This is a genomic window from Rhodococcus sp. IEGM 27 (assembly GCF_033142305.1).
Classification (GTDB): Bacteria; Actinomycetota; Actinomycetes; order Mycobacteriales; family Mycobacteriaceae; genus Rhodococcus_F; species Rhodococcus_F oxybenzonivorans.
The window spans coordinates 1,168,730-1,180,879 of the sequence record NZ_JAWLSG010000001.1 but is presented as its reverse complement, the minus strand read 5'-3'; the positions used below and the strand labels follow the sequence as shown (position 1 = coordinate 1,180,879).

7 protein-coding genes are annotated in these 12,150 nt (G+C 66.1%); 2 read left to right on the top strand and 5 right to left on the bottom strand.

Features of this window, described 5'->3' with window-relative positions; genetic code table 11:
* The first annotated feature begins 9 nt into the window (after positions 1 to 9).
* Complete coding sequence (locus tag R4P95_RS05565) at positions 10 to 1,617, top strand: FAD-dependent monooxygenase (RefSeq protein WP_317743814.1); 1,608 nt, start codon at positions 10 to 12, stop codon at positions 1,615 to 1,617.
* Between the two features lie 216 nt (positions 1,618 to 1,833).
* The gene (locus R4P95_RS05560; protein WP_317743813.1) at positions 1,834 to 3,264 is read left to right on the top strand and encodes an aldehyde dehydrogenase family protein; all 1,431 of its coding nucleotides are present in this window, start codon (positions 1,834 to 1,836) and stop codon (positions 3,262 to 3,264) included.
* A 25-nt stretch (positions 3,265 to 3,289) separates the two neighbouring features.
* On the opposite strand, the gene R4P95_RS05555 is transcribed toward R4P95_RS05560, so the two are convergent.
* From R4P95_RS05555 to R4P95_RS05535, 5 genes are all read right to left on the bottom strand, one after another.
* A complete protein-coding gene (locus R4P95_RS05555; RefSeq protein WP_213573876.1) occupies positions 3,290 to 4,075 on the bottom strand; it encodes a TetR/AcrR family transcriptional regulator in 786 nt (261 codons plus the stop codon).
* A 38-nt stretch (positions 4,076 to 4,113) separates the two neighbouring features.
* Positions 4,114 to 5,697: an FAD-dependent monooxygenase gene (locus R4P95_RS05550; RefSeq protein WP_317743811.1), complete on the bottom strand. Its 1,584-nt coding sequence runs from the start codon at positions 5,695 to 5,697 to the stop codon at positions 4,114 to 4,116.
* Between the two features lie 177 nt (positions 5,698 to 5,874).
* Positions 5,875 to 7,563, bottom strand: coding sequence for a (2,3-dihydroxybenzoyl)adenylate synthase (locus R4P95_RS05545; protein ID WP_317743810.1), 1,689 nt, complete (start codon positions 7,561 to 7,563; stop codon positions 5,875 to 5,877).
* A 43-nt stretch (positions 7,564 to 7,606) separates the two neighbouring features.
* Positions 7,607 to 9,931 (bottom strand): hydantoinase B/oxoprolinase family protein, encoded by a 2,325-nt coding sequence (locus R4P95_RS05540; RefSeq protein WP_317743809.1) that lies wholly within the window; start codon positions 9,929 to 9,931, stop codon positions 7,607 to 7,609.
* 11 nt (positions 9,932 to 9,942) lie between these two features.
* Positions 9,943 to 12,045, bottom strand: coding sequence for a hydantoinase/oxoprolinase family protein (locus R4P95_RS05535; protein ID WP_213573868.1), 2,103 nt, complete (start codon positions 12,043 to 12,045; stop codon positions 9,943 to 9,945).
* Positions 12,046 to 12,150: the final 105 nt, after the last annotated feature.

Below are 12,150 nucleotides of genomic sequence, written 5' to 3'. Positions count from 1 at the left end.
GAGGATCTCATGACAATCAAGAAGACGCCTGCCGGCACCGTCGCCGTGCTCGGCAACGGGCCAGTCGGCCAGACGACGGCGCTGTTGTTGGCACGTTGGGGAATCCGCGTGATCCTGCTCGATGCGCGGGCCGAGCGGGACCCGGTCGGTTCCAAGGCGATCTGCCAGCAGCGTGACGTCCTCGATGTCTGGGACGCCGTCGGGGTGGGCCGCCAGCTCGCCGAGGAGGGTGTGACGTGGGAATGCGCCCGGACTTTCCACCGTGGTGCGGAACTGTTCGCGCAGACCTTCGTCGATCGGGGACGTTCGGCGTTCCCGCCGTTCGTCAACATCTCACAGGCCCGGACGGAGCAGCTACTCGACGAACAGATCGGGGCCACTCCGCTCGTCGACGTGCGGTGGGGACACTGTGTGAGCGCGGTCGAGCAGGACGGTGACGGGGTGACCATTGCTTGCGAGACCCCGGACGGGCCTGCCGTGGTGCGCGCCGACTACAGCGTCGTGGCACTCGGTTCACGAGCCGGCCGGATTCGCGAGCAGCTCGGTGTCACGTTCGAGGGCCGCTCGTTCGACGACAAGTTTCTGATCTGCGACATCCGCGCGGATATCCCGGGGTGGGCCAACGAACGCCGCTTCTATTTCGATCCCGACTGGAACCCAGGCAGGCAGGTGCTGATCCACCCCTGCCCGGACTCCACGTTCCGCATCGACTGGCAGGTTCCCGGCGAGTACGACCTCGACGACGAGGTGGCGTCGGGGGCCCTCGACACCCGGATCCGCCGCATCATCGGTGACACCGAGTACTCGATCGTGTGGAAATCGGTCTACCGCTTCCATTCGCGGGTCGCGAGCCGAGTGCGGGTGGGCCGGGTCCTCCTCGCGGGAGATGCCGCCCACATCGTGTCGCCGTTCGGTGCCCGGGGCCTCAATTCCGGGGTGGCCGACGCCGAGAACGCCGCATGGAAGCTCGCTTTCGTCATCCACGGCTGGGCCGACGAGGAACTGCTCGAGAGCTACCACGGCGAGCGGCACGCCGCCGCACTCGAGAACATCGCGATCACCACGGCCACGATGGACTTTCTCGTCCCCCAGGACGAGTCCAGGAGTCGGCGTCGCCGCACGATCCTCGAAGCCGCGGTCGGCGATGTGCGGGCCCGCGCCCTGGTCGATTCGGGACGGTTGGCGGAGCCGTTCTGGTATGTCGACTCGACATTGACCACCACAGATCCGTTGCGGCCCTTCGCGGGTCGGCCCGCGCGGGGATGTGTCCCCGACGCCGGCCCGGGAATCCTGATCCCCGACGTGCCCGTGCAGATGCCGGACCGGTCTGCTGTCCGGGTGCGCGAGGTTGCCCGGTCCGGTTTCCTCCTCTTGTGCGGCTCGGCCGTCGATGTCACTGCGGTGCGCGAAGTTGCCGCCGACGCGACCACCGCCCCGACTCGGATACACGACATCGAGAGTGTCGACGGCGACGGCGCGTTGACCCTGGCGTTGTCGCCGGGCCCGAAGGAGGTATGGCTGATCCGGCCGGATGCCTACGTTGCGGCGGTCGTCGACGGTCCGGACGCGGCCGCCTTGCGCTCGGCGATACGCCGGGTCACCGGGTGTATTGCCTGATAACGCAGGAAGGGTCTTTACAGCCCCGCCGTCGCGATGTACGTTTCGACGATCAGTTTATTTCTACAAGCGTAGATCCAACCATTAGCTGTGAGATAGATACAGCACCTTCAGGATTCGATCGGGTTCCACACTGCCCGAGGCGAACCCGATCCACGGTCATGCAGCGACGGCTGGAGCCGTCGCAGCACCACACCCAATCTCGAGGAGAAGGCAATGTCCCAGTTCGAAGATCTGTTGACGAAGGTAGGCGCACCCGCCGGCGAGGGACGCGAGATGAGGGAGCCCGCGACAGGCGCGGTCGTCGGGTACGCGCCCGTGCACACCGTCGACGATCTCGAACGTGCGATCGCCTCGGCATGGGCCGCGCAGCCGGCATGGGCAGCGCTGGGCCACGCCGAGCGCTCGGCGATCCTGCACCGCGCGGCCGACCGGGTCGAGTCGGTGGCCGAGGGTCTGGCGGAACTGCTCGCCCGCGAGCAGGGAAAGCCGCTGAACGGTCCGGGCGGTGGCGCTCGCGCGGAGGTCGGCGCGACGATCGCCTGGATTCGTGCTACTGCGGACACCCCGCTCGAACCCCAGGTCGTGCGCGACGACGAACAGGGCTACTCCACGCTCGAGTACCGACCCCTCGGCGTGGTCGCGGCGATCGGACCGTGGAACTTCCCGATGATGGTGGGCATCTGGCAGATCGCACCGGCTCTGCGTATGGGCAACGCCGTGATCGTCAAGCCATCCGAGTTCACCCCGCTCAGCGCGCTCGCTCTGGTCGAGGTGATGAATGGGGTACTACCCCCGTCCGTGCTGGTCGCGCTCTCCGGTGACCGCGAGGTCGGGGCACGGTTGTCGGAGCACCCGACGATCGCGAAGGTCATGTTCACCGGTTCCACCCCGACCGGCCGGGCCATCGTCGAAAGTTCGTCCCGCAACCTGGCCCGGCTGACACTCGAACTCGGTGGCAACGACGCTGCGATCGTGCTCGGCGACGTCGACCCGGTCGCCGTCGCCGAGGGACTCTTCTGGGGTGCGTTCGTGAACACCGGCCAGACGTGTGCAGCGATCAAGCGCCTGTACGTGCACGAGGATGCGTATGAGGGCATCGTCGACGCGCTTGCCGCGGTCGCGGCGTCGGCGCCCATGGGTCCAAGCCTCGACGAGTCCAGCATGCTCGGCCCGTTACAGAACAAGAAGCAGTTCGACATCGTCGCCGACCTGATCGACGACGCAAAGGCACACGGCCGACGCATCGTTACCGGCGGCATTCCGGCGACCGATCTCGGCGAGTTGTTCTACCCGATCACCCTGGTCGCCGACATGAAAGACGGCGATCGACTGGTCGACGAGGACCAATTCGGCCCTGCCCTGCCGATCATCAGGTTCACCGACATCGACGACGCCGTCGCGAGCGCGAACCGGCTCGACGTGGGACTGGGCGCGTCCGTGTGGTCGGCCGACCTCGACGCCGCGGCGCAGGTCGCGGATCGTCTCGACGCCGGCACCGTGTGGATCAACTCCCACGCCGTTCCGCATCCGGCCGTCCCGTTCGGCGGAGTAAAAGGCTCCGGCTACGGACTCGAGCACGGGGTCGAGGGTTTGAAGGCCGTCGCAGCCCCCCGCGTGGTCAACCATCCACCGAAAGGACAGTGATCGGGACGGGCGGCAGCCTCATCGGTCAGTCCGACTTCGCAGATTCGTCGATGAGACGCTCGAGATAGTCGAGATCTTGGCGGAGTAACGCAATGGCGCGGGCGGGACCTTCGGGTGTGACGGGATGTGGGTTCTCCTGAACCAGGGAACGTACTGCCATGTCGGCGAGTTGGCCGGCGATAGCCCGGTCGTTCTCGGCATTCCCGGGTTGGTGCCACCACGCGATCCAGTTGATCATGCCGATCACGCCGAGTGCGGCAGTTCGGGGATCGACGGGACGCATCTCGCCGAGTCGGATTCCGTCTTCGATGACTCGAATGAACTCTTTGAGCACGTGCCGGCGGCTTTGCTGGTACGTGGACGCGATCTCCTCCGGAAGTTCGGCTTCGGATCGGATGATCAGCCGGAATCTGTCCGGACCTTCCGCCTGGTGCAGGGCGATGGCGGTGGCCATTTGCCGAAGCTTCTCGGTCGGACCGACTTCGGGACGCTCGTTGATCTCGTGCAGGAGAGCGGCGGGCGTCTCGGTGCTCTCACTGACCAGGCGCGAAAGGAGCTCGTCCTTGTTGGCCACGTAGTGGTAGAGAGCGGGCCGGGTGAGGCCGGTCGCATCAGCGATGTCCTGGAGCGTGGTGCTGGCGAAGCCTTTCTCGGCGAACAGCCGAGTAGCCTGCTCCATCATTTGCTTCTCCACGAGCTCACGACGAGGGTTGCTGCGGCTCGCTGTGCTCTCGACCGTGGCCTGATCTGCGGTGGTCGACTTACCCCGCCCACGGGGTCGGCGCCCGGGTGCAGCTTCCTCGCGTGTCATGCCCGAAGGATAACGGGAGCCCGACACGGGCCGGGTGCTCATCCCGAGGCCCCGAATCTGGCCAACACGGGATCGGCCGGTGTCGATGCGGGCTCATCGAAGAAAGCAAGGTCAATGCGTGCGCTGGCCAGACCGGCGGCGATATCTTCGCGGCATGAGGTGGGGGCTTCGACGACGACCAGGGCATCGGTGTGGTGGCGGAGTCGTTCGGCGAGATCGAGCCGGGTGAGCACGGCCGCCCTGGTAGGGGGGCCGGCGAGCCACAGAAGACGCGCGTTCGGTGCGGACGCGACGAGGTCGGTGGCTTCGGCGTCTAGAGCTGAGTCGAGATCGACATCGAGTACGACGGTGGTCGCCGACTCCCGCAGCTCTGGCGTTGCGATCCGGTGCTCGAACCGGTCGTTGTCGTGGTCGAGCGGTTGCTCGAAAATCCAGTCCGCGATGGCCGTGCTGGGGACAGAGTCGACGGGTGCGTTCGCGTAGCTGGCCAGCCCCTTACGAACCAGGTCGGGTGCGGACTCGTGGAATCTGCTGACGCTGACCTTTCCGGCGCGGGTCATGTAGGCGATCATCAGCTGTTCGACGGGAAGGTTCATGCGTCGCGGGAAGGATTCCCACCAGAGTTCGCTGCGGTGCGCGATCTGCTGAAGGTATTCGACGGCGGGACGCCGTACCCGCTCGTACTCCGCAAGGGCGTCTTCGAGGGTCGGGGCCGTGGTGAGTGCGCGGTCGAGGGCGATGGCGTCCTCCATCGCCAGCTTGGTTCCCGAGCCGATGGAGTAATGCGCGGTGTGGGCGGCGTCGCCGAGAAGGGCAACGTTGCCGCTGTGCCAGCGCCCGCACGAGACGGTCCGAAAGCGCATCCAGCGGGTGCGGTTGCCGATGAGCGGGTGATGTTGCAGCGTGTCGACGAACGCATCCTGCAGGTACTGCAGCGCGAAGTCGTCACTGTCCTGCGGTGCGGTCTTGTCGGTGGAGACGTCGAAACCTGCCCGCCGCCACGTTTCCTCGTCGGTCTCGATGAGGAAGGTGCTGCGGTCCGGGGCGTAGGGATAGGCATGCGCGACGAAGGTTCCGTGTTCGGTGGTCACGGGGATGAAGATGGCGCTGGGAAGCGCGAAATTTGTTCCGCACCAGAGATACAGGCCGGCGCCGGTGTCGATGCGGGGCTGGAGTGTGTCGGCCATCTGGGTGCGAGTGGCACTGTTGATCCCGTCGGCAGCGACGATCAGGTCTGCGTCGAGTTCTGTTGCGTCGCGTCGTTCGCCGAAATGTAGTCGCACACCGGCGTTCTCCGCTTGCTGCTGGAGGACGTGGAGCAGGGTGGTGCGCGCGATGGCGAGAAGGTCTCCGTGTGCCAGCCGTGCGATCTGATCGCCGACCTGCATCGACATTTCGTGGGGGTGGGCCGCTGCCACGATCGCCTCGAGTGACGCCGGGTCGGCGTCCCGGAGGTTGCGCTGAGTGCGCGAGGCGAGACCGACGCCGAAGCCGAATGTCTGATCCGGGGGGCTCTGTTCGTAGACCGTCACCTCGGCGTTCGGGTGGCTGCGTTTGAGCAGTCTCGCGGCGTAGAGGCCACCAGGCCCGCCGCCGAGTACTGCGACTCGCTCGAGATTCATGACAACTCCAGTCTGTGACGTTTAAGTAGATTATTCAACGCAGCTGTCGAATCGTCAATCCGACATGTGGCGATCTCGGAAGTAGCTCCGGTGTTGCGTTTCGCGACGCCACGGCCCCGCACGGGTTTCGGGGCATGCCTCGCTGAGGCATGCCCCGAAAGGTGTTGAACCTTTGATTTACACGACCGTGTGACTCATTTCTGCCTCGGCGGCCACTTTCGCTGCGATCTCGGCACGCAATCGCTTCTTGTCGATCTTGTTCACGTTCGTGTGCGGCAACGACGAGGCCCATTCGAGCCGTTCGGGCCATTTGAACTTGGCCACACCGAGTTGCATCAGATGGGCCTGAATATCGCTGAGTGGCAGCGGTTCTCCGTCAGTGGCTACCAGGTACGCGCAGGTTCTTTCCCCGAGTCGCGGGTCGGGCATGGCGACGACCGCCGCGTGTGCGACTCCGGGGTGTGCGAGCAGGAGCAGTTCGAGTTCTTCGGCGTTGATCTTCTCCCCGCCACGGTTGATGAGATCTTTGATGCGGCCTTCGATCGACAGGTACCGCTCACCGTCGATGATCGTGATCGCGGCGAGGTCCCCTGTGCGGTAGAAGCCGTCGGAGGTGAAGGCTTCCCGGTTGTGGTCCGGGGCGTCGAAGTAACCGGGGATCGTGTACGGGCCTCGGCAACAAAGTTCTCCCACCTCTCCGTCGCCGAGTTCGTTCTCGGTGCCGGGCTCGAGGATGCGGATTTCATCGTCCGCGGCGACCGGGGTGCCCACTGTCCTCAGTCGCGCCTGGGTGGGGGCACGGGGCGGAGTCACCGTGAACAGGCCTTCGGACATGCCGAACAGCTGCCCGGCCCAGTGGCCGGCACCGTCGTCGACACGCTCGAACAGTTCGAGTGGAACCTTGGCACCGGACAGTACGACGCGGGACAGTGATGCGCGGGCCTTGTCGAAGTCCGGGCTCAGCACGGCCTGGTAGTGACCGTGCCCGATCAGGACCTCGGTTGCCCGGGCCCGTGCCATCAGTTCGAACGCCGAGGAGGCGTCGGCAGTGGCCAGGATCAGGCAGGCACCGACCGAGTGCGCTGCGTGCAAACCACAGGTGATCCCGGCGTTGTGGATGATCGGAATCAGATGTGCCACACGACTGTGTTCGTCCCAACCGAGTCGCCGCGCGTAGAGCAGGGCGTTGTTCCAGTATTCGGCGTGAATGCGTGGAATGACCTTCGGGACCCCGGTGGTGCCGCCGGAAAGTTGGAACGCCGCGACGTCGAGTGGGTCGGTCTGTGCCTCGGTCTGCTCGACGATCGCTCGCGCCGACGTGACCGGGATGTCCAGCCCCAGTTCTTCGAGTCTCGGTTCGGCGCCGTCGGAGGCGCCGGCGACGGTGAGGATATGGCGAATAGTGGGATGGTCGGCGGCATGTTCGCGGGCGAACCCGACGAGATCGAAAGTCGGCAGACTCGCCTCGACGATGTGCGCAACGGCACCGACCTTGCGACTGATATTCCCGATTTCGTGCATGCGGTGCGCAGCCAACGTCGCCACCGGAATCAGCCCGGCTTTGACGCAGCCGTACCAGGCGAGGACGGTTTCCAGTCGGTTGGTCAGTTGGAAGATGACCGGGTCGAGTCGCTGGAGACCGAGCCGGATCAGCCCGGCCGCGATCTGGTCGGTGCGCCGGTCGAGTTCGATGAAGCTGATCTCCCGTTCCGCGGTGATCACGGCCGATCGGTCCGGGAAGCGGGTGGCGATCTCGTGCAGTCGCTGCCCGGTGGGATCACTACTCCACGCACCGCTTGCGCGGTAGTGATCGGCCCGATCCTCCGGGAACGGGACCAGGCGCCCACCCCAGTCCGAGAATGTCACGGTCGATCTCCTCTGCTGGTCCTGATTGTGGCGGCGGGAAACATCACCGCTCCGTGACGGCAGGCAGAAGCCGTGCCAGCTCGAGGGCGTGGTCCGGGTGATCGGCAGGCACGATGCCGGAGTAGATGGCGGTCCAGCAGCCCGGGCAGCACAGCTGCCGGAATACGACGGGGGTGTCGACGTACTCGGCCGGGTCGGACGTGACCTGTGGTCCGGCGGTCGACGACGGACCTTCGAACCGTGCCAGATCGAGCGACGTGTTGTTCTTGTCGTCTCCGAGAAGTCGTCCGCACTGGGCGCAGGCGATGGCGCGGGTGTCTCCGATGGTGACCTCGGCGAGGTTGTCGTCGAGTCGGCGAGCGCCGGTCAGATCGAGTGTGGGGGCGTCGATCGGTGCGGCACCGGAGCGCTCTCGCCTCTCGGTGCGCATCGCGTCTCGCCGATCCGAGGTTCGAGTCTCGTCGACGGCGCCGTCACCGAGGATGACGCCGTACACGGTCTCGGCACCGGATGCGGTGACCTTGCCCTCGCGGAAGTCGGCGGCCACCGCGGCCGGGTCGCGCAGCAAGGGGTCGCCGTATCCGCCGCCGCCCTGCCAGTGCATGTACAACACCTCGCCGGGGGCGACATAGCTCTCGGCGTAGCAGGCTCCGAGTTCACGACCGCCGCCGAGGTCGTCGAGCGACCCCGGAATGCGGCCGGCCGCGAATTGCTCGACGATGTCGGTGCCGCGGGCAAGCACCTCGACCCCGGTATTTCCGGGGTATCCGCCGGCGAGTCCGTTGTTCTGGGCGACGGCCTTGCCGGCGGATGCCAGGACAAGGCCCATCGGCAGGCTGGTGCCGTAGGGGGTGATGGCGATGGAGGCGCTGACACCGCCGCGGTGACGTCCCGGTCCGCCGGAATCGGGTTCCTCGCGGCGCCACAGGGTGAGCAGCGGATAGAGGAACTCGGTCATCTCGGTGTCCGGAATGCGGCCCATCGGGATGCAGAACAGGCCACCGGTGTCCATGCCGTCGGCGGTTGGGCGCGCACCGTATCCGCCCGCCATGGGTTCCATCATGATGTTGAGGAACGGTACCGATTGTTCGGGGCGCTCGTCGAGACCGGCGATCACCGCGGTGTCCCAGGTGCCGCAGCAGGCGGCCTGCACACTCGTGCCGAGATCGACGGAGCGGTCGAGCATCTGGGACAGGCATTCGGCGATCAGGGTGCCGGTGAGCCACGCCGGTCCGATCGGGCCGCGGCTGACGGCGGCGGGGAAGGTGGCGTTGTTGATCGTCCCTTCCTCGGCGACGAGGTCGAAGCAGCGCATCAGCCCGCCCGCGGACCACGGAATGTCGCCGGCGAGGATCGGCAGCAGAGCCAGCATGACGCCGCCGCGCATGCCGGCGTAGGTGCAGTTGATGACGCCGGTCTGGGGGTCGGTGCCGGTGAAGTCGAAAGTGAGGTGATCGGCGGTCTTGGTCATCGCGACTGTGATCTTGTGGACGCCGCGGTCCCCGGTGTGTGACTGGTCCTGGTAGCCGGTGGCCTTCCAGGTTCCGTCGGGCAGTGAGGTGAGCTTGCCCCGCAGCCGACTCTCGGCGTCGGCCATCATGCGCTTCATCACGGCCTTGACGGTGTCGGCACCGTACTGCTCGATCACGGCGAGAAGCCGATTGCGGCCGACCGTGTTGGCGCCGATCTTCGCCCGCAGGTCGAGTCCGACGAGCATCGGGACCCGCGAGCGCCGTACCCAGGCATCGGCGACGTCGCGCTGCAGTTCGTAGTCGCGGACCACCTTGATCGGCGGGGTGGGCAGCGACTCGGAGAACACATCCTTGGCTGCGGGGTCGAAGGACCCGAGGCCGGATCCGCCGAGATCGGGCTCGTGGCAGATCGCACTGGTCCAGGCGAACAGCTTGCCTTCGTGGAAGATCGGCTGATAGACGATCACGTCGCTCTGGTGCAAGCCGCCCCCGACCCAGGGGTCGTTGCACAAGAACATGTCACCTTCGGTGATGCCCGGATTGGTGGCGCGGTGCTGCAGGGTCCAGTAGATCGCGAGGTCGACGGCGCCGACGAGCATGGTGTTGTAGAGGCCGACCTGGACTTCCTGGCCGAGCTCGTCACTGATGGCGAAGTCGAAGTCGTTTGCATCGGTGACGATGGGGGAACCGGACATTCGCTTGAGTGCCTCACCCATCTCGTCGGTGACCGACCACAGACGGTGCCGGATGACCTCATAGGTAAGCGGGTCGAGGTTGTCGATCTGTTCGTCGGTGACCGTGTGGACTTCCAGCCTCGGCGGAAGGGATCGGGAGAGCGCGTCGGGGTCGACGGGTCGGCTCGAGAAAACCTCGGCGCCGGGAATTTGCATGGTCATCTTCGGTGCTCCTAGTGGGCGACGATGTTGAGGTTGCCGAGACGGTCGACGGTGCCGGTGGTGCCGTGGGGGACGACGACGGTGGTCGTCGGGACCTCGACGATCGCCGGGCCGGACAGTACGTGTCCGGCGAGCAGCTTGCTGTAGTCGTAGACGTCGGTGTCCACGTATCCGATCCGGCCGTTCAGGCAGACCTTGCGGGTGCCGATCCTGGCGGCGGATGCATCGGCGGAGTCCGCGGACTTCAGTTCCGGAAGCGTGGGGGAGAAGGGCAGAATGCCGGTCGCGCGCACCCGGTAAGTAATTGCCTGAATGCCGGCTTCCCGGAATCCGCTGTCCTCTCCGTAGAGTTCGGCGTACCGCTGCTCGAACAGATCCGACGCCTGCGCGATCCCGACTGCGTCGAGGTCTCCGGCCGGGATCGGGGTGGCGACCTCGGCGAGCTGCATGGTGTATCGCATGTCGATCTCACGCTCGATCTCGACGCTCGTGAAGGTCAAGCCCTGTCGGTTGATCTGTTCGAGCACCTGGTTTTCCAGCTGCGTGAAGTTGCGCTCGGCGCGGGCGGGGTCGAGGGGCATGGCGGCCGGGTCGGACAGTTCGGCGGCGAGGACGATGTTGGACGACGCGAGACCGTACGCCGAGAAGGCCGAAGCGACTTGGCCGAGCGGAACGATGACCTCCCGGACACCGACTTCGGCGGCGTAGGCCGCGCAGTGGGCTGGGCCGGACCCGCCGAAGGCGTAGAGGACGAAGTTCCGGGGATCGTGGCCGGCCTCGACCACGGTCTTGCGAAGCAGGTCGCCGGTCTGGGCGTTCTGGACCGCGTAGATGGCCGCGGCGGCGTCCTCGATCGACAGGCCCAGGGGCTCTGCAATTCTGGTGCGGATCGCTTCGCGCGCAAGGTGTTTGTCGAGCGGTTTACGCCCACCGAGGAGGCCACGTTCGGGCAGGATTCCCAGCACCAGATTGGCGTCGGCGTTGGTCGGTTCGGTGCCGCCCTGGCCGTAACAGGCCGGGCCGGGGACGGCCTGCGCGCTGTGCGGGCCGATTTGCAGGTTGCCACCGGCGTCGATCCAGGCGATGGCGCCACCGCCGGAGCCGATTGCGTGGACCTCGAGGGTCGGCACGTTGATCGGATGGTGGTTGATGATCGTGCTGGAGGACCGGACGGGCTCCCCGTCGACGACGAGTCCGACGAGGAAGGTGGTTCCGCCGACGTCGGTGGCGATGATGTTGCGGTGGTCGAGTTGCTTGCCGAGGGAGACGGCGCCCACCACACCGCCGGTCAGCACTGATCCGACTGTGCTGATCGCGTTCTTCGGTGCCTCCGCGGCGGCGACAGCGCCGCCGTTGCTCTGCATCACCAGCAGAGGTCCCGCGAGTTGGAGCTTGCGCAGCTGGGACTCCAATTCGCCGAGGTAGTCTCGGAGCCCGGGCCCGATCTGGGTGCTCATGATGGTCGTCGCGTTGCGGGCGAACTCGCGGATGCGGGGACTCACCTCGCTCGACAGGGAAACGAACATCGTCGGGTCGATTTCGTGGACGAGTTCGCGAATGCGCTGTTCATGCACGGGGTTGCGGAACGACCACAACAGCGAGACCGCAATCCCCGACACCTCCTCGGCGAGGAGCTCGCGGATGGACTCGCGGGCGGAGTCCTCGTCGAGGGCTACGACGACGTTGCCGTCCCGGTCGAGCCGCTCGGTCACCTCCAGGGCGTGCTTCTTCGGGACGAGACCGTGGGACTTGCTCTGTCCCATCACGTTCTGGAGCTGCTCAGGTGAGCTGCCAAGATAACGTCCTTCGACGTTCATGATGTAGATCGAGTCGCGGTGGCCCTTGGTGGTGAGGAAGCCGACCGGGGGCACGTTGCCCATGACGAGGGCGTTCAGGGACGAGGTGGTGCCGTGAGCGATGTGGTGCGTGTTTGCCAGCATCTCCTCGACCGGGCATCCCAGCTGCTCGGCGAGCACCTCGAGAACGTCGATCACGCCGCGTGAGTAGTCGGGCGGGGTCGAGGGAGCCTTGGCGGCGAGAACAGTGCCGGCGTTGTCGTCCAACACCGCGTCGGTGAACGTGCCACCGACGTCCACTCCGATTACATATGCCATTGCCGCTGTGCTCCTTCGTGCCGGGGGTATGCGACGGGGTGTGAGGTCATCCTCGAACACCTCCTTACGTCAATGTCGAGTATTCGACGTGACTGACGACCTGTC

Bases quoted from the DNA above. Each gene is read 5' to 3' on its own strand.
- R4P95_RS05555 (WP_213573876.1), bottom strand. From the start codon at position 4,075: ATGACACGCGAGGAAGCTGCACCCGGGCGCCGACCCCGTGGGCGGGGT.
- R4P95_RS05550 (WP_317743811.1), bottom strand. From the start codon at position 5,697: ATGAATCTCGAGCGAGTCGCAGTACTCGGCGGCGGGCCTGGTGGCCTC.
- R4P95_RS05560 (WP_317743813.1), top strand. From the start codon at position 1,834: ATGTCCCAGTTCGAAGATCTGTTGACGAAGGTAGGCGCACCCGCCGGC.
- R4P95_RS05565 (WP_317743814.1), top strand. From the start codon at position 10: ATGACAATCAAGAAGACGCCTGCCGGCACCGTCGCCGTGCTCGGCAAC.
- R4P95_RS05535 (WP_213573868.1), bottom strand. From the start codon at position 12,045: ATGGCATATGTAATCGGAGTGGACGTCGGTGGCACGTTCACCGACGCG.
- R4P95_RS05540 (WP_317743809.1), bottom strand. From the start codon at position 9,931: ATGACCATGCAAATTCCCGGCGCCGAGGTTTTCTCGAGCCGACCCGTC.